Source organism: Aestuariivivens insulae, from assembly GCF_022662195.1.
GTDB lineage: Bacteria > Bacteroidota > Bacteroidia > Flavobacteriales > Flavobacteriaceae > Aestuariivivens > Aestuariivivens insulae.
On record NZ_JAKMCS010000022.1, the window covers coordinates 1 to 17,471 of the forward strand.

18 protein-coding genes are annotated in these 17,471 nt (G+C 34.3%); 12 read left to right on the plus strand and 6 right to left on the minus strand.

The window, feature by feature from the left end:
- Positions 1–81 precede the first annotated feature (81 nt).
- From mobB to MR062_RS16880, 6 genes are all read right to left on the minus strand, one after another.
- On the minus strand, positions 82–1,080 hold the full coding sequence (mobB, locus tag MR062_RS16855) for a MobB family relaxase (protein WP_242206449.1): 999 nt from the start codon (positions 1,078–1,080) through the stop codon (positions 82–84).
- A 2-nt stretch (positions 1,081–1,082) separates the two neighbouring features.
- The gene (locus MR062_RS16860) at positions 1,083–1,640 is read right to left on the minus strand and encodes a BfmA/BtgA family mobilization protein (protein ID WP_242206451.1); all 558 of its coding nucleotides are present in this window, start codon (positions 1,638–1,640) and stop codon (positions 1,083–1,085) included.
- A gap of 461 nt (positions 1,641–2,101) precedes the next feature.
- Positions 2,102–2,299, minus strand: a complete 198-nt coding sequence (locus MR062_RS16865) for a hypothetical protein (protein WP_242206453.1) — start codon at positions 2,297–2,299, stop codon at positions 2,102–2,104.
- 16 nt (positions 2,300–2,315) lie between these two features.
- Positions 2,316–2,765: a JAB domain-containing protein gene (locus MR062_RS16870; protein ID WP_242206455.1), complete on the minus strand. Its 450-nt coding sequence runs from the start codon at positions 2,763–2,765 to the stop codon at positions 2,316–2,318.
- 78 nt (positions 2,766–2,843) lie between these two features.
- Entirely contained in the window at positions 2,844–3,179 is a 336-nt protein-coding gene (locus MR062_RS16875; RefSeq protein WP_242206458.1) for a single-stranded DNA-binding protein, read from the minus strand.
- Between the two features lie 2 nt (positions 3,180–3,181).
- Positions 3,182–3,388, minus strand: coding sequence for a hypothetical protein (locus tag MR062_RS16880; protein ID WP_242206460.1), 207 nt, complete (start codon positions 3,386–3,388; stop codon positions 3,182–3,184).
- Positions 3,389–3,750: 362 nt separating this feature from the next.
- On the opposite strand from MR062_RS16880, the gene MR062_RS16885 reads away from it, so the two are divergent.
- The 12 genes from MR062_RS16885 (at position 3,751) to MR062_RS16940 (ending at position 17,430) form a co-directional block, all read left to right on the plus strand.
- Positions 3,751–4,272, plus strand: a complete 522-nt coding sequence (locus MR062_RS16885) for a hypothetical protein (RefSeq protein WP_242206462.1) — start codon at positions 3,751–3,753, stop codon at positions 4,270–4,272.
- A complete protein-coding gene (locus MR062_RS16890) occupies positions 4,265–4,954 on the plus strand; it encodes a nucleotidyl transferase AbiEii/AbiGii toxin family protein (RefSeq protein ID WP_242206464.1) in 690 nt (229 codons plus the stop codon). Before MR062_RS16885 ends, MR062_RS16890 begins: the two co-directional genes overlap by 8 nt.
- A gap of 485 nt (positions 4,955–5,439) precedes the next feature.
- Positions 5,440–9,453, plus strand: a complete 4,014-nt coding sequence (locus MR062_RS16895) for a hybrid sensor histidine kinase/response regulator transcription factor (RefSeq protein WP_242206467.1) — start codon at positions 5,440–5,442, stop codon at positions 9,451–9,453.
- Positions 9,454–9,641: 188 nt separating this feature from the next.
- Positions 9,642–10,094 carry a lipocalin-like domain-containing protein gene (locus MR062_RS16900; RefSeq protein WP_242206468.1) on the plus strand — a complete coding sequence of 151 codons (453 nt, stop codon included), beginning with the start codon at positions 9,642–9,644 and terminating at the stop codon, positions 10,092–10,094.
- 24 nt (positions 10,095–10,118) lie between these two features.
- Complete coding sequence (locus MR062_RS16905) at positions 10,119–10,667, plus strand: hypothetical protein (protein WP_242206470.1); 549 nt, start codon at positions 10,119–10,121, stop codon at positions 10,665–10,667.
- Between the two features lie 57 nt (positions 10,668–10,724).
- Positions 10,725–11,300, plus strand: coding sequence for a hypothetical protein (locus tag MR062_RS16910; RefSeq protein WP_242206472.1), 576 nt, complete (start codon positions 10,725–10,727; stop codon positions 11,298–11,300).
- Positions 11,301–11,322: 22 nt separating this feature from the next.
- On the plus strand, positions 11,323–13,080 hold the full coding sequence (locus MR062_RS16915) for a hypothetical protein (RefSeq protein WP_242206474.1): 1,758 nt from the start codon (positions 11,323–11,325) through the stop codon (positions 13,078–13,080).
- The gene (locus tag MR062_RS16920; RefSeq protein ID WP_242206476.1) at positions 13,073–14,299 is read left to right on the plus strand and encodes a radical SAM/SPASM domain-containing protein; all 1,227 of its coding nucleotides are present in this window, start codon (positions 13,073–13,075) and stop codon (positions 14,297–14,299) included. The genes MR062_RS16915 and MR062_RS16920 overlap by 8 nt, the downstream gene beginning before the upstream one ends.
- 11 nt (positions 14,300–14,310) lie before the next feature.
- Positions 14,311–15,030 (plus strand): sterol desaturase family protein, encoded by a 720-nt coding sequence (locus MR062_RS16925; protein ID WP_242206478.1) that lies wholly within the window; start codon positions 14,311–14,313, stop codon positions 15,028–15,030.
- Between the two features lie 176 nt (positions 15,031–15,206).
- Positions 15,207–15,581, plus strand: a complete 375-nt coding sequence (locus tag MR062_RS16930; RefSeq protein ID WP_242206480.1) for a hypothetical protein — start codon at positions 15,207–15,209, stop codon at positions 15,579–15,581.
- 192 nt (positions 15,582–15,773) lie between these two features.
- Positions 15,774–16,427: a hypothetical protein gene (locus MR062_RS16935; protein WP_242206481.1), complete on the plus strand. Its 654-nt coding sequence runs from the start codon at positions 15,774–15,776 to the stop codon at positions 16,425–16,427.
- A gap of 145 nt (positions 16,428–16,572) precedes the next feature.
- Positions 16,573–17,430 (plus strand): hypothetical protein, encoded by an 858-nt coding sequence (locus tag MR062_RS16940; RefSeq protein ID WP_242206483.1) that lies wholly within the window; start codon positions 16,573–16,575, stop codon positions 17,428–17,430.
- Positions 17,431–17,471: the final 41 nt, after the last annotated feature.

Sequence of the window (17,471 nt, forward strand, 5' to 3'; positions counted from 1 at the left end):
TTGTAAACTCAAATAGAAACGATTCTTAGTGGCTCACTTTCGTCCGGCAAGCTATGCTCAATTTAGACCGGCAAGGGTGGCTCACTTTGCTCCGAAGTTAGTGGTATACTTTGTCCGAATTTTGCACAATTGGACTTGGTTGGTTGGGATATTAAGGTCAGGGATGCGCATTCCGGATTTGCCCATAATCTTAAAGGCTGTACTTTTTTCGTTTGTTGGAAGTGCCATCAGGTGCGCAAAGAATTTGTAGGTATCCTTCCTGTACATTTTATGGGCAGAATAGCGCTCCACAAAGTTCCGGTCGTATTTGAACAGGGTATCAAAGGTCTTTTCTGCCTTTTCAAAAAAACCATCACGGTCAAAGCCCCGTTTTACGGGATTGCCGTTCAAAATGACTTCTGAGGCCTTATGTGAACTCCCTGGGGACAGGCTGAGTTGGTTGGTCACATCCTTACGGCTGACAATAATATGCACATGGGTCTGGAACCCTTGTTTTTTCATGCCCTGTTCGATCATCTTGCCGTCCATGTGGTGCGGAGCCTCGGCCCTCAGCCTGTCAATGTTCTTTTGGATCGCTTTGCTATTGCCCTTTAGTTCCCCTCTCCTGATCTTTACAAGGTCGTGTTCCAGTTTAACGATCTTGGCCCTGTAAGGCTGGTTCTCCTTGATCTCTTTGTCAAAACCTTTATAGGTACGTTCGTACTCTATCTTGGCATAGTATTTTATGCTGTCCACCGATACCGGGACATCCCTGTAAAAGGAACTGGCGTAAGCTTTCATGGTCTCACGGACGTACTGACGTAATTTGTCCGGGTCATTGTCTATATGTTTCAGTTCCCTTTGGCTTGGGCTTATGGTGAGGGAATAAAATTTGGGCTCATTTTTTCTGAGCTTGGCGGTATTGCCGTCGATATCCCAGACGACATGCTTGACGGATACCTGATCATTGTGCTGGTCAAAAAAGTGCTCCTGGAGCTCAGGGGACTTGTCCCTGTTTTCCTTTTCCAGATAATCCACAAAATCACCACAGCTTTTTGAAAAAGTGGTGCCCGAATGTTGTTTGGTAATGGAGATGTACATAGTTAACTGTTTTTGATTTTTTCTTTAAGGGCTTCATAGTCTTCCAAGGCCATATCCAATTGGAGCCTGGGCTTTCCAAAACTGCTTTTTACAATACGTACCCTGGAAAACAGGATGTCCTCGAACTGTTGTTTAGTTTCTTTTAAGTCTCGCTTGAGTGCGTTCTTTTCCTTTCGGAGCTCGATGGCCTCCATGGAGGTGGCAAAAAAAGGGTCTTTGGAGGTTTTGCTGCCTTGTTTGACCTCCACCAAACGGGGTTGCTTTGGTTTGGATGGTGATTGTTCGAACAGCAATTGGAGCATGGCCGTGGTAGGCCTTGTTTGGTTCTTTTCGATATCCTTAACAATTGAGGTGAGTGCATTGATCCTTTTTTTGATATTGGCCTCCATGCCCCGCATGTTTGGGCCAAAATCTTCCATGGGTGACAATTGATAGGTATCAAAAAAATCCATCATATGGTCCAGGGTATCTGTATATGATCCGCCAACCTTGGCGCAAAAACCCTTGAACCGTTCTACGGTGTCCTTATGGAAATTGATACTTAAAAATCGGCGTTTCATTTGTTTTTTAATTGTTATTTCCTTGATTATGTTAATGCACCCCAGTGTTTATGCGGGTTTCCAAGGGCATTAACATAATTTTGGTGTTCACCCCAAGGAATAAACATGATTTTAAATATTTTAAACAACTGATTTACAGCTGTTTACAAAAACTAAAATAACGCAATGTCGCTTTAGCGCATTGCCCTCTTGCTATTCTTTTCGTCACGCCAAAGCGTGACAAAATTTTTCTAAACGGAGTACTAATTTTTAGTCCCAATCCGCTTATTTTAAATTTATAGGATTTGTTTCTAACTCAAAAATGGCGTTTGGTTTCAATTGGTTGGTTTTGGCATTAAAAAAAATGATTTTTGCCAATGTTGTGAATCTGGACGTCAGATTTTCAAAATGGTCTTAGATAATTTGCAAATAAAAAGACCTTCGAAATTCAAAGGTCTTGTAGGGTGTCATTATAGCATTTATCAAATATTGAACACATACTGATACGTGTACAGGTTTTTAATAGCTTCTTCATCCAATAATGCATCGTAATCCAAATGGTGTTCTTTGGCGTATTGCTTCAAATCATTTCCAAACTTGTTTTCTACATCTTCCTTGGATACCGAAAGCAAATGGTTTTGCGTGTCTGCATCGAGGTTGTTATAATTCAAATAAATCATGGTTCTAATTTTTAAGTTATAACAATCCGTTATCTGAAAAGCTGTAATAGTCTCCATTTGGAACAACAATAATATGGTCCAATACTTTGACATCGAAAAAAGCAGCTGCATCCTTTATTTTTTCGGTGAGCTGTTTGTCCGCTTCGCTGGGCATCAGTTTACCGCTCGGATGGCAGTGCGATAAAATCACGCCCACTGAAAGGGATTTTAGGATGACCGCAAACAGAATGCGGATATCCACTAATGTGCCAGTAATACTGCCAGTCGATAATTGATAAATTCCTTTGATTTTATTGGAGTTGTTCAATAACAGCACCTTAAAGGATTCTTGTATGCCTATGGTGTCCTTGTCCCATGTCTCAAAAAGTAGTCTTCCTGCATCGGCTGAACTTTTGATAGAAGGAGATTTGGAAAGGGAAATTTTATCTTTGTAACTGATTTTTATTTCGTTAACTTTGTCTTTCATTGTTTCTTTCTTTAGAAATTAATAATGAAAAGAGGGCGCATACTAATTGAAAACTGGTCTTTGTGCCCTCTTTACTTTTTACTTACTGCCTAACAGTAAAACTTCAGAAGCTACTACTTCGGTAACATAGCGTTTTGTACCGTTCTTGTCCTCATAGCTCCTTGAGGTCAGTTTGCCCGCAATGGCGACCTCTTTTCCTTTGGTCACATATCTTTCAATAATGTTTGCTGTTTTGCCCCAAGCCACGATATTGTGCCAATCCGTATCGGTCTGTTTTTCTCCTTTGGCATTCTTGTAATGTTCATTGGTCGCCAATGGAAATTTTGCTACTGTCTTTCCGTTTTCCAAAGTTGTAACCGTTGGGTCTTGTCCTACGTTTCCGATTAACTGTACATGGTTCTTTAATGTTCCCATAATTAAATTGATTTAGCATCTACTAAAAAGTAGACAGGATTAATATTCAGTGATTTACTTATTGTATCCAGAAGCGTTTTTCTTTTTTGATTTTTTTTAGTGCCACTTCCTTTTTGGATATTTTGATATGATTTCATGGTCAGGTATTTTGATTTACTTCCCGTAGAGCCTTCAGCTGTTATCTTTTTTTGATGCTTGGTGTGATCCAATATTCAGGCTTGGTAAGACGTATAAAAAAGGGGCGTGTGCGCCCCTGGCTTTATGCCGTTGTCCAAGAATGAATGTTGTTGTTTTGCTGTCAAAAAAAGTAGGACAGTGATGGCTCGGAAGTGGATTGAAAAACTATGTGAAATTTAAAATGTCAGGAAGTGGGACTAATACATACGAAATATAAAAGGTATGTAGAGAATCGTTATGAAATTAGTTTTGTCCCTATAATTAACCATATTTGGAACTAAACAAGCGTTTCGAAACAATCTTATATTGCATATCGCAATATCAAATATATTTAATTAAAACATTGTTTATTAATTATTTAATATGTAATATTGCATATCGCAATATGAAATATATGCAACAATCCAGAAACAATTTGAAGCCTCAAGACATCGTAATACTCCTGAAAATAATAGCTTTAGGTAAACAATCATGGTTCCATCACACGATTGCCCAAGAATTGGGAATAAGCCAGTCGGAAGTAAGCCAATCCTTAAACCGTTCTAAATATGCGGGCTTAATTGATGGTACAAGAAAAAAAGTAAATAAATTAGCATTTAAAGAATTCTTGATGCATGGTATAGCCTATGCTTTTCCACAGCACCCAGGCCCCATTGTAAGAGGCATGTTAACTGCACATTCAGCGGAGCCTTTAAATAACATAATCCACGCCAATGATAAATATGTTTGGCCCTATGCCAAAGGACAAGAACGAGGTCAAGCCATAGAACCATTATACAATACTGTTGTAGAAGCCTCATTAAAGGATAAAGAGCTGTATGAGTTACTAACATTGGTTGATGCCATAAGGGTGGGAAGAGCTAGAGAAAAAGAAATAGCAAAAAAAGAACTGGAAAAGAGAATACAAAATGCATAACAAAGCCATCAATCTTGCATTAGTTGCCCAAGTTGCGAAAGGGTTAAAAGAGCTGAACGAAAAAATGGTTTTTATTGGTGGTGCTGTAATCAGTTTATATACTGATGACCCAGCAGCTGAGGAAATTCGTCCAACTACTGACATTGACATGACCATCAATTTGGCAAATTATTCTGAATGGGCTCAAATGCAAGAAAGACTAGCAGAACTTGGGTTTTCTCCTGACCCGCAAGGTCAATCCATATGCTCCTATAAATTCCAAGGTATTGCTATTGACATCATGCCGGCAGAAGACAGTAGTATTGGTGTTTCAAATGCATGGTACAAACCGGGTTTCCAATTTATACAACAAATAGAACTACCTGAAGGCATATCCATAAATCTATTACCTTCCCCCTATTTCCTGGCAACCAAATTAGAAGCCTTTAAAGACCGGGGTAAAAATGATTTTTATGGCAGCCACGATTTCGAGGACATAATCTATTTATTGGACAACAGAACCACAATCGTGGAGGAAATACTAACAAGCGAAGAAACGTTACAACTATACATTAAACAGGAATTGAAAACTATTAAAAACCATCCACAGGCCGAGGAAATTTTAGCCATGCACATACATCCATTAATTCGCGAAGAACGCTTTAAAATGTTGATGGAGAAAATAGAGCTCATAATAAATTAAATATATTATGGTATATCGAGCAAATCTTTTAAGAAAACCAAAAACCATTATAGACTGGGGGTTTTAATGTCTAGGACCATTAATAGCAGATATATATGAAGAATCGGGGACTATCAGAAAGTGAAACTAAATGCAATAATGGAATTCCGATGAAGTGGGCTTAAGTTCGGGCTTCTCAATTAAAGTTGACATGAGTAAATTTTACATCTTTTTGCTAAACGAAGGTAATTTTTAACAATATTTACCCTTGTACAAATAACATATGTAATCATTACTTGCTTTGAGCGGATACTTAATATGCCATTAACTTATAGGCCTTAAAAAAGGAAATGTTACTTAATAACAATAACTAAATTGTTGTAATGAAATTGCAGGGTTTGAGACCCTAATTAGAAATCAGTTCTTTATTTTTTGTTATTTAAGTAACTCTTGCAGGACTTTTTATATATTTATATAAATGAACTTGTTACAAAAAGATCTTTTTAATGCTAACAAATAATAGGATCGTTATTATTGTTTTATGTCTTTTAGTTAGCCTTTCTACCTTGTCTCAAATTGTTGACCCTAGAGTAGAATATCTTTCTATTGATGATGGAATGTCTCAAGTTTCTGTTAACGATATGGTCGTTGATGATGGTTTTGTATGGATAGGGACTGCTGATGGTTTGAATAGATATGACGGAAATTCTTTTAAAATTTATAAACATAATTCTAAAGATTCTACTTCAATTTCAGGGAATTACATTACAAAAATAACTAGAGGTCATAAAGGTGAGCTTTATATAGGAACGAAAGGTAACGGTCTCAATATTTTTTATCCTGAAAAAAATATTTTTAAGAGAATTACCCTTGCATTTGATTTTGAAGATGAAACCATTTCAGGAGTTGTAATAAAAAAAAATAGCGATGCAATAGTGTCCACAGCCAACAAAGGGCTCTATCTAATAAAAGATTCTGACGGAAATAAACATACAGTAAAAAAGTTACTCTTGGGGCAAACCATTACAAGTCTATATTATGATGAAATGGGATTATTGTGGGTTGGGAGTTTAAACGGTAAAGTTTATGGTTATGATGACAAATTCAGTAAATCCATAGTAGAGTTTAACATCGTTGGAAATGTGCAGTGTTTTTTTAGGACAGGTAATCTTTTGTTTATAGGAAGTTATGATGGATTTTTTGTGTACGACTTCGAGACACAAAACACAGAGTCTATAGAATTGGAGGAAACCGGAAATTTTAAAACCATGCATGTGGTCGATTTTCTAAAAGAAGATGATACTAATTTATGGGTTGCAACCGGTCGTGGCCTATACCTATATAATCATTCAAATCTAAAAGTTATAAAGAAAATTGAATACAAGGAAACCATAGGTAATAGTTTAAGTAATAACACTGTACAATCTTTACTTAAGCTGTCACCAACATTATTGTACGTGGGTACTGCTAACGAACTTACATGTTTAGAGTTCAAAGAACCGGTTTTTAATAATATTTCCAAGAACAAAAAAGGATTGAATATCCTAAATGACAATGTTATTTTTTCAATCTACAAAGATGACAACCTATGGATAGGAACATCAGATGGAGGGCTCAATTTGAAGACCAAGGATAGTGTATATTATTACATTGACAACAAAAACAATCCTTCAAGCATTGCGGGCTCAGTTGTCAGAGCTATAGTTCATGATACCGTTAACCAGCGTATGTGGTTTGCCACAACTAGAGGTTTGAGTTTATTAAAGTTAAAGGGGTTTAATCCTAATAATCCTGAATTTGTGAATTTTTACCACACCCCTTCAAATCCTAATTCTATAAACTCCAATTTTTTAAAGGATTTGGTTTTAGATTGTAATAATAATCTTTGGGGCGCCACACACGAACATGGTATTTTTAGGTTGGAATACTACGAGAATGGTACTTATGAAATTATAAGATATGTTTCTGGTGATGGAAATGAAAATGCATTGATCAATAATGAGGTTAATTGTTTGGAAATTGATAAAAACAATACTATTTGGGTTGGAACTCAACATGGCATGTCCAACATAGTATTTGACAAAACATACCAAAGGATAAAGTTCGAGAACTTTAAAAGCGATGCTACTACTGCCCAAACCCTTCCTCACAATGCCATAAATGATATTTTAATAGATAGCCAAGACAGGGTGTGGATTGGTACCAGAAATGGTTTAGGGCTTTTGGAAAAAGAAGTGTTTTATGCATGGACAGCCCAAAATCAATTCCCTAATGATTTAATATATAGTATTCAAGACGATTTGGATGACAATTTATGGATAGGAACTAACGATGGGTTAGTTAAGTTTGACACGCATAACCAAAAGTTTTCACATTTTTCTGTTCTAGATAACATTCAGGGTAGGGAATTTGACACCCATGCAAGGTTTAGGGATAATGAAGGGAACATTTATATGGGAGGTGTAGATGGGGTTACTTATTTTCATCCCAACGATGTTATCGCATTGGACAAACCCAAACCATTATATTTTTCCCAATTACAAATTAAGGATGAAATTATTGGAGTTGACACCAATAACGGTGTGTTGGGGAAGGTGTTGGAAAAAACACAAAAGCTAACGTTTAAACATGACCTGTTCCCTTTCAATTTGAAATTTTCGTCCAAGGATTTTCGTTTTGATAAGAATGTTCAATTTGCATATAAATTGTTGCCCTTAGATAATCACTGGAATTTTTTAAATAACAATACCATACAGTTTTTAAGTCTTCCCAAAGGAGAGTACATGCTCCAGGTTAATGGCTTTTCCCGCGGAGAGGAATGGAACCAGGAACCACTTACTCTAAAAATTAGAGTAAAGTCTCCATGGTGGTCTTCCCATTTGGCATTTTTGACTTATGCTTTGGTAATAATAGCATTGGCGTATTGGTTTTACCAGTTTCAGCTGTCCAGAAAATTGGCTTTAGAGGAAACCAAAAGATTAATGCAAATTGATGGTTTAAAAAGTTCTTTATATATCAATATTACGCATGAATTTAGAACACCTGTTACTGTTATTTTGGGTATGGTCGATGAGATAGGTTCAAAGTTTAACATTAGGGAGAAAAAGCCTTTAAGGCTTATAAAGCACAATGCAGGGATTTTGCTTAAAATGGTAAATAATATGCTGGATCTTGCCAAATTGGAAAATGCAGGAATGCCGTTGGATTTGGTTCAGGACAATGTGGTTGGCTTTATAAAATATGTTTTTGAGAGTTTTGAATCCTTAGCTGAAGAAAAACGAATAAAATATACCTTTTATTCAGAGATAGATACTTTGCTAATGGATTTTGATAGTGAAAAGCTTTCGACCATTTTAACAAATCTTATAGTTAATGCTATTAAATTCACACCAGAGAATGGACAGGTAATTTGCCATTTAAAAAAGACGGAAAATAATTTATTGCATTTAAAGGTTGTAGATTCAGGTGTGGGAATACCCGAAAAAGATTTACCTAATGTTTTTGAAAAGTTCTATCAAGTAAGTCAAAGTACAACCAATCAATTCAATGGTACAGGCATAGGTTTGGCGTTAACCAAAGAGTTGGTGGAACTTATGGAAGGGGACATAAAAGTAAATAGCAAAGAACATGAGGGCAGCGAGTTTATAATAAAGCTCCCAATAAAAAATGAAGCTAAATTAAGGGCCTCTGTAGAAGAGCCAATTAAAACGAAACTCAATACACAGGAAAAAGGCAAAGGTTTAAATACTAATCTGGGATTGGATCTAAATGATAAATCGGCAATAGCATTAATTATTGAAGACAACGAAGACGTTGCTTATTATTTAAAAGGGTGTTTGGAAACTAAATATAACATACTTTGCGCCCAAGATGGTGAAGAAGGCATAAAACTGGCGTTAAAATTTATTCCAGATATTATAATAAGCGATGTCATGATGCCAAAAAAAGATGGTTTTGAAGTATGCAAAACTTTAAAATCTGAAATAATAACCAATCACATACCCATTATATTGCTTACAGCAAAAGCTACAAATAAAGATAGGATTGAAGGTCTAAGCTATGGTGCAGATGCTTACTTGGTAAAGCCTTTTAACAAACAGGAACTTTTTACAAGGATAGATCAATTGGTAGGTGTTAGAAGGAAAATGATTGAAAAATTTGCTAAAGAAGATTTTAAGGAATTCATTAACAGAAAGGATAAAACCCCACAAACAATATTCATAAAAAAAGTTGTTGATGTGGTTAGTGAGTGTATTGACGATACAGAATTTGGGCCATCCAAACTGGCAAGTAAATTAAATTTAAGTGAATCTCAACTCTATAGAAAAATTAAGGCTACTACAAACCGATCTACAGCTGTATTTATTAGATCTATAAGGCTAAATAAAGCTAAATTACTGATACAAAACTCTAATAAAACCATTTCGGAGATAGCCTATGAAGTAGGCTTCAACGACCCTTCCTGGTTTAGCCGTGCCTATAAGGATGAGTTTGGTAAATCGCCAAGCGACATAGGTTAAATGGATACTATGTAAAGGATTGTCTCATCTCTTAATATGCAAGAATACTACCAATTGGATATTGGCATGCATTAATACTCCTACACTTTGATTAATTAGTTAAAGCCCTCTGGTCTTTTTAAATATACTTTTGAAGTATAGCTTTCCCTTTTTACTTTTCAATTTCGATAACCATAAATCAGGATAATATGAAAAATGTAATTAAAACAATACTACTGCTCTCCTTATTTGTAGTTTTTGGGTGTAGCTCTAATGATGACAACAATACGGAATCTGATTCCAGTTTATTCATAGGAATATGGAAGCCAATCAAATCTGTTTATGTCTGCTCTAGTGGAACCGATATAGAAAATTATACAGCATGTGAACAAACAGGCAGATTAACTGTTAGAGAGAATGGTACGTGGACAGAAACTTATTTCTATGAGTATAATGACATTTGTGAAGATGATGGTACGTCTAGTGGTACCTGGGAAATAGTTAATGATAAATTAATAGTGACCGAGAACGGTTCTGGTGATATTGAGATTACTTTTTTTGAGATTATTGGGAATACCTTAAAGCTAGGGCAATACGATGATGAAATATGCGGAGAAGTAGATGAGTCTGCCCATTATTACGGAGAGTATGTAAAGATTTAATAGAAAACGGTAAGCATTATTGATATGATAAACAATATAAAGTTTAAACAACTGACTTTGTCTCTCTTTTTTGTTATGGTTGTAGCAACAAGTTATAGCCAAGAAGCATCTAAATTTAAATTTAGGAGCGTCAGTTTAGATATTGGATATTTTGAATCCCTTGGTGATAATGATATTGAATCAGACTTTTTTGGTATATGTTTTAATGCAGATGTAGGATTTAGTCTAAATAATATTATTCTTTCTGCATACTTTGATTATGGTTTAGATGTAGGCTTTTTAGGAATATATGATCAATCTTACTTTGGAAGTTATTTAACCATTGGAAAAGAATGGATGTTAAATGATTGGTTAGGTGTAGAAGGGCACATTGGCGCGGGATATATTTTATTTAATACAAGTGTGTCCATTAACGATAATAAAACATCAGGTGAGTTTGGTGTTCCCCTGCGTTTAAAGGGAAACATTTATTTCAGTGATCATTTTTCTCTAGTACTAAACCCTAGTATTAATTTCAACACATTCACATCATCCATCTTGGCACTTAGTATTGGTTTGCAATATAAAATTTGAAGCAAATTCTAACCATCGACAGGCACATGAAAAGTATCATTAAAAAAACAATTAAAAATGAAACATGTAAAATTTAATGTGAGGGTTACTGCTTTTATACTATTCATGACATTTTTTAGCTCAGCTCAACAAGAGGAAGAGCCTAGGCTTTCTTTAAGTTTTGGAGTTGGCTATTTTGGGTTTTTATCTTCGGGCGGTGTATATGGTGATTATGGTAATGTGTCATTTGCAAACGAACCCGATAAGCAAACCCAAATAAACTTGAGTGGGGATGTAGCACTTAGGTTAGATGAATACATCTTTTCATTTTATTTAGGTTTTGGGCTTGTAGACCCAATTCCCTACAAACAAGCAAATTATTCTGAGTTTAATATTACCGCTGGGAAGGAGTTGATAAGCAATAAAGGGTTTGTCCTGGAAGGGCATTTTGGTATTGGTTATTTTCAAACCAAAGAGGAATATTCATCTGGGACTATTGAAACTTGGGGTAATGTAGGTTTTCCGTTTAGAATAAAAGCTAATTTTTATTTAAGTAAACATTTTGCAATTGGTATAAACCCTAATGCAAACTTCAACTTAGGTCAAAACTCTTCAATTTTAAGTGTTAACTTAATAAGTCAGATAATATTTTAAAACAACCCATAATAACATTAATATGAAACCTTTAAACCCTTTTTTTAGTCGCTCCTATATTTCGTTAAGGTTAAGCCGAAAGCAATCTGTTTTTATTTCAACTTTTTTGATATTAACCATTTTATGTTTTTCTATATCGTGCTCTTATTACAATGTTAGAAATGTTGCAACTACACAGGAGGAAATATCAACCGGAGTTAATGAGTTTAACAAAGCCGATAAGTATGTAATACTCCATTTTGATGCATTACAATGGCACATAAGTGACATGGTAATTAGCGAAGATGACCAAACCATAAAAGGAACGCTAAAACCAGTGTCTAAAGAACACCAATTTGTAGGCAAGAAAACTATTAATAGAACGAAAAAGAGTAAAAAATCAAATGATACACTTTCTCAAAATTTGTCAACAAGGGACAGTAAGCGGACTCATAGATATAATCCAAAAAAATTACAACCTTTAAACGAAGTCCATTTTTATTTAAAAAACAACTACAACTATGAAAACTATCAAATGGTAAGCATCCCTTTGTCGGAAATTAACAGAATTTCAGTTAACGATAAAAATACGGGTCGGGCGGTTGCTAATGTATTGTTGGGTACGGTGGGGACTATATTTGTTGCAGCACTTCTATATGCCGCTTTAAAATCTTCGTGTCCTTTTGTATATGTTAAAAATGGAGAAGAATACTATTTTATTGGAGAACTATATCCAGGCACTATAACTCCAAATATGCAAAAAGATGATTATTTGCAATTACCGCCCTGTGAACTTGAAAATGATGAGTATGTACTTAAAATAACAAACTATTTAAAGGAAATTCAATATACGGACGTTGTTCAATTGGTTAGGTTTATCCATGATGAGGATGTTGAGGTGCTTTTAGATAGCCAAGGAAAATTACAAACATTCAAAAACATTATTGCTCCCCGAGAAGTTACTTTAGATGATGGTTTAAAAAGCATTGAACCAGCTTTAGAGAAAGATGGCGATTTTTATGCTTTTAACACAACATTAAAAACAGAAAATAGCACTAGGCACATTGTTTTGGATTTTGCAAAACCAAATCATGCCAAACAAATGAAGCTATACTTAACCACCAAAAATTCGGTTTGGCTGGATTATGCCTTTGGAAAGTTTAATGAACAATTTGGACAGTACTATAATACATTTCAAAAGAAACAACAAAAGGTGTCCAATGATAGTATTAGGGCCTGGGCAAATAAACAGCATATTCCGTTGTCGGTTTATCTAAAAACGACTAATGGTTGGAAATTGATAGAACGAATTAGCACCGTAGGCCCAATGGCTATGAGGGATTTAGTAGTGCCGATTCCATTAAACGAAGTAGTACAAGGCAATGTTCAAATAAAATTGGAAACGGGATTTATGTTCTGGGAAGTTGATTATGTTGGAATGGATTTCTCTGAAAATGTCGATTTAACACCCGAATACATTAGTCCTTATGAAGCCATCGATCAGAACGGGGAAGAAGTCACCAAGCTAATAACAAAACATGACCAAAACTATCTTGTACAGCCTAATATAGGGGATGAGGTTACTGTGACCTTTAAAGTTAAAGAACCTAAACCAGAATCGAAACAGTCCTTTTTCTTGAAAAATAGGGGGTATTATAATTATATTAGGGATTATAAAGGAATACCAGATTTTGAGACTTTAAAATCGTTTAAAAAGGATCATGCTTTTACCCAATTTTCAGAAAAACGTTATTTCGACTTTGTGAATTTTAATGTAAACGAATTGGCTTATTATGAATGAACATGTAACATTAGAAGCCAATATCATACCGATTTCATCTGAAAGTTTGGACAAGTTTGAAGAAGTTACAAATGATGAATTGTCGGTTAAGGTACTTCATGGGGTTTTAAAAAGTTGGGCTTTATTTCGAATTCGATTAACCCTTCTGTATGTTCTTATGATGAATTACACTAATCCTAAAGATTGGATACTTGGAATAAAGTATTTAATACAATTACGGAAAAAGTTTTTAGGGGATTATAAGCTAAAAAAAATGGTGAAGGTCGGAAGTAAATATTATATGGGGCTATATACACCAGGGTGGAACGATGTAATTTACAGGTGTTTTATAGCTTCGGAATTGAACCACTTTAAGCCTGTTAAGCAAAACACATTAAGGTTTAACCATGTGCATTTGGCGATAACAAAAAAGTGTGCATTACAGTGCGACCATTGTTATACTTGGGACATTCTAAACCAAAAAGATGTACTTGACCAAGAGGACATCTCCAATATTATTGAAAAACTTCAAGTGCTTGGTACTGGTCAAATTCATTTAACAGGAGGGGAGCCGATGCTTAGAATGGATGTTTTGGTAAGTGCACTAAAGAAATATAATACGACTTCAAATTTTTGGATAAACACTTCGGGATTTAAGCTTACAGCGGAAAACGCCAAAAAATTAAAAGATGTAGGGCTTACAGGGGTATTTATAAGTTTAGATCATTATGAAGAGACCATGCATAATGAATTTAGAAAGTTTAAAGATGCTTATTATTGGGCAATTAATGGAGCTAAAAATGCTATTGATAACAATTTGGTTGTGGCTTTTTCAGTGTGTGTAACCAAAGACTTTGTTACAGAAAAAAACCTTACCGCCTATATGCAATTAGCCAAAGAAACAGGAGTACACTTTGTTCAATTTTTAGAGCCAAAAGCAGTTGGTCATTACAAAAATAAAGATGTAAGCTTAACCCAAAAGCACACCCAAATATTGGAATCCTTTTACGTTAAAATGAATTTTTCCAATGACTATTTGGATTTTCCAATTATAAATTATCATGGTTATTACCAAAGACGCCAAGGGTGTTTCGCAGGAGGTAATAGGAGTATTTATGTCGATACTGATGGCAATATCAATGCATGTACATTCTGTCATACTAGTTCAGGAAATATACTGGATGATGATTTTGACTCCCAATTAAATAATATGACGAAACAAGGCTGTCCAACGTATTAAATAAGGTCGTTATGGAGAAATTGTTAGAATTATCTGCTTTTAAGTTATGGTTGTTATTAATGTCTGTATTGACATTGCGTTATTTTTTTGTTGCTGGAATTCCTTATTTATGGTTGTATGTAATAGGCAAGGATAAATATAGGGGTTATAAAATACAAAAGAAGCAACCAAGCGTAAGCCAAGTTGTTTTAGAGGTAAAATACTCGTTAATTACATTTTGTGTGTACAGTTCTGGTATTTGGCTATTTTTGAATTGGCTTAAAAATGGTTATACCCAAAATTATACAAATATTGATGAGTTTGGAAATGTCTATTTTGTGTTTAGTGTTTTTATTATGATAATTATGCACGATACCTATTCGTATTGGATACACAGACTAATGCATCATAACGCCATATTTAAATACACCCATTTGTTGCACCATAAATTTAAAAACCCTTCGCCTTGGAGTGCATTTGCATTTCATCCTTTTGAATCTGTTTTAACCATGGGTATTATACCTATCATTATTTTTACAATCCCTTGGCATAATTGGTCATTGGTGATTTTTATTACCTGGATGATTTTTTATGATACGTTTGTACATTTAGGTTATAACATAAAACAATTAAAACTATTTAAATTTCAAAATACACCTTTAGACCACGATGTACATCATCGAAATTCTAAATACAATTTTGGATTATATTTTACTTTTTGGGATAGGTTAATGGGAACGTATAAAACTTGAAAACCGGTTGGGTTTTAAAATGAAAAAAGATTAGTTCTTTCCAACTCTAAAGCGCGGTACGAAAGGTGTAGGTAGAGTTTATACATTTCCAAAAAATGTACGTGAGCTTGATTTGTATGCCTCCATACGCAGTTGAGACCATGATTGACATAAGTAATTAACTTAACATATAGAACATGAGAATTAATTTAATGTTTTACAAAATATTACTAGTGATTCTTTTTTTGAACAATGGATGTTCTGGTGATGATAAAGAAGAGGAAGATGTTTTAGTATCAAGATGCTTTGTGGTTAAAGAAAAAGGAACAAATATTCTTATTAGTGGCGCCAGAGTTTTTTTAGAAGGGGATTTTGATTGTATGTATGGAGGGTGTGGTTATGCGCAATTTGGCTATGAAGAAACAGATGGCACTGGAGAAACTTGCGTGACCATTAAAGAATCACAGATGAAAAAAGTCGATCATATTTCTTGCTATAAAGAAGGGTATAAACATTTTGCTATTGACAACCCTCCACTCCATTTTAACGAAATCTTATTGGAAAAATATTAAAACAGCGCATGTATTAGATAAAAAAAAATAGCCAAAAGGGGTTAGATGATGATGTTTTACCTAAAATTGTCTTGAGACTAGCATATTGTGCCTATAAGTGTTTGCCTCCTGAACCACCATGTTTGACGAAATAATTATAATGATGATAACCATTAACTTACTTTTAATTCAGAATCTTAAAATCTGAATATCATGAAAACAATTAAATCCTTTTTTTTATTTACCGTATTTGCACTATTGTTGACCTCTTGCATTGTAAATTCTCTGTATCCTTTCTATACAAATGATGTGCTTTTTTACGAACCAAAATTTGAAGGTAATTGGGTAGATCAGGAAAATGGTGTTTGGAATGTAAAATCATTTTTGGAAGTTTTTAAGGAAGTGGAACGAGATCTCGATAAGGAATCGTACAAAAAGTATAGTAAGTATAACAACATAAGCTACTATGTATATTATGAAAAAGACAGTTCCAAATCCGCTTTTCTTGTAGTGCCTTTTAAAATTAAGAATCAGCTATTTCTAGATTTTACCCCAGTAGATGATAACGAAAGTCTAAAACATATAAATGATGTCTACAAAATGCATTTAATCGGCTCCCATGCCTTGGTCAAGCTAAACATAGATTCCAAAGAAAACATAAGTATTAAATGGCTTTCCTCAGAAAAACTTGAAGCCCTTTTAAAAGCAAATAAAATCAATATTAAGCATGAAAAAATTGGATTAGACGAAGACATTGTTTTAACCGCTTCTTCAGAAGAATTAGTGAAATTCATAGAAAAATATATCGCTTCTGAAGATATAGACAAATGGAAAACGGATGTTGAATTTATCCTTAAAAGAAAATAAGTTAGTTACCGTTGCTTAATATATGACAAAATTGGGTGTGACTGAGATACAAAAATTGTTTGCCTTCTAAATCAATGTGTTTGACGAAATTGCTTGAAATGGTTTGGTTTTTCTTCTTAAATTGTAATTAATAAGCTTGGGTCTAATGAAGATAATCAAATTTTGGTTGGCAATTATAGGTGCAACATTGTTTTTCAACTCATGTTCAAATATTGTTATATCCTATAACCCATTTTACACAAAAGACGTAGTTTATTTTGAACCAAAACTTATAGGCAATTGGATGGAATGTGAACTTGTAAATGATGATGAAGTTTATGAAATTCCAAGAGGCAGTTGGGAGGTACAAAAATTTAAAGATTTTCTTCTTAACTATCATTTAAATCCATACATCCCCCTCGAAAATAATAAAGATAATTATAAAAATATTGGTAAACACACACAAATATCATTAAATGATGTCTTATTCAGATACGAATACGATTTAAAGAATTACGACGGTTATAAGAATTCGTACGCCATAACTCATAGGAGAGGTGAAACTAGTACCATATTCCTCGGCACCCCTTTTAAAATTGACAACCAATTGTTTCTTGATTTAATGCCCATATACCAAAGTGATTGCAGTAACAATAATTATGATGACGATAAATTAGACAATAATTTTATTTTTAAAGCCCACTTAGTTGTTACACATTCACTTGTAAGACTGAAAATTATATCTAACAACCTAGTTTATATGGATTTTATTAACGAACGGCGACTTAGTGACCTTATTAATGCCCGTAAAATAAAAATAAGCCACCAAAAAGCGACCAATGCCTATGATTATTTACCTAAAAGCACTGCCTACGGTGTGGGGTACGAGGATTATTTATTATTGACGGCTACATCAGAAGAGTTGGTGAAGTTTATAAAAAAATATACCAAAGATGAAGATAACTGGGATAAATCCGATGATGAATATGAAATTAATGAGATACATTATCTAACAAGAGATTAAAAAGATAGCTAGGATTTCTCTTCGCCACATTAGTGATTAAA

What these genes read in the sequence shown, in the direction of transcription:
- mobB (WP_242206449.1), bottom strand. Translation starts at nt 1,080, where the DNA reads ATGTACATCTCCATTACCAAACAACATTCGGGCACCACTTTTTCAAAA.
- MR062_RS16860 (WP_242206451.1), bottom strand. Translation starts at nt 1,640, where the DNA reads ATGAAACGCCGATTTTTAAGTATCAATTTCCATAAGGACACCGTAGAA.
- MR062_RS16865 (WP_242206453.1), bottom strand. Translation starts at nt 2,299, where the DNA reads ATGATTTATTTGAATTATAACAACCTCGATGCAGACACGCAAAACCAT.
- MR062_RS16870 (WP_242206455.1), bottom strand. Translation starts at nt 2,765, where the DNA reads ATGAAAGACAAAGTTAACGAAATAAAAATCAGTTACAAAGATAAAATT.
- MR062_RS16875 (WP_242206458.1), bottom strand. Translation starts at nt 3,179, where the DNA reads ATGGGAACATTAAAGAACCATGTACAGTTAATCGGAAACGTAGGACAA.
- MR062_RS16885 (WP_242206462.1), top strand. Translation starts at nt 3,751, where the DNA reads ATGCAACAATCCAGAAACAATTTGAAGCCTCAAGACATCGTAATACTC.
- MR062_RS16890 (WP_242206464.1), top strand. Translation starts at nt 4,265, where the DNA reads ATGCATAACAAAGCCATCAATCTTGCATTAGTTGCCCAAGTTGCGAAA.
- MR062_RS16895 (WP_242206467.1), top strand. Translation starts at nt 5,440, where the DNA reads ATGCTAACAAATAATAGGATCGTTATTATTGTTTTATGTCTTTTAGTT.
- MR062_RS16900 (WP_242206468.1), top strand. Translation starts at nt 9,642, where the DNA reads ATGAAAAATGTAATTAAAACAATACTACTGCTCTCCTTATTTGTAGTT.
- MR062_RS16905 (WP_242206470.1), top strand. Translation starts at nt 10,119, where the DNA reads ATGATAAACAATATAAAGTTTAAACAACTGACTTTGTCTCTCTTTTTT.
- MR062_RS16910 (WP_242206472.1), top strand. Translation starts at nt 10,725, where the DNA reads ATGAAACATGTAAAATTTAATGTGAGGGTTACTGCTTTTATACTATTC.
- MR062_RS16915 (WP_242206474.1), top strand. Translation starts at nt 11,323, where the DNA reads ATGAAACCTTTAAACCCTTTTTTTAGTCGCTCCTATATTTCGTTAAGG.
- MR062_RS16920 (WP_242206476.1), top strand. Translation starts at nt 13,073, where the DNA reads ATGAATGAACATGTAACATTAGAAGCCAATATCATACCGATTTCATCT.
- MR062_RS16925 (WP_242206478.1), top strand. Translation starts at nt 14,311, where the DNA reads ATGGAGAAATTGTTAGAATTATCTGCTTTTAAGTTATGGTTGTTATTA.
- MR062_RS16930 (WP_242206480.1), top strand. Translation starts at nt 15,207, where the DNA reads ATGAGAATTAATTTAATGTTTTACAAAATATTACTAGTGATTCTTTTT.
- MR062_RS16935 (WP_242206481.1), top strand. Translation starts at nt 15,774, where the DNA reads ATGAAAACAATTAAATCCTTTTTTTTATTTACCGTATTTGCACTATTG.
- MR062_RS16940 (WP_242206483.1), top strand. Translation starts at nt 16,573, where the DNA reads ATGAAGATAATCAAATTTTGGTTGGCAATTATAGGTGCAACATTGTTT.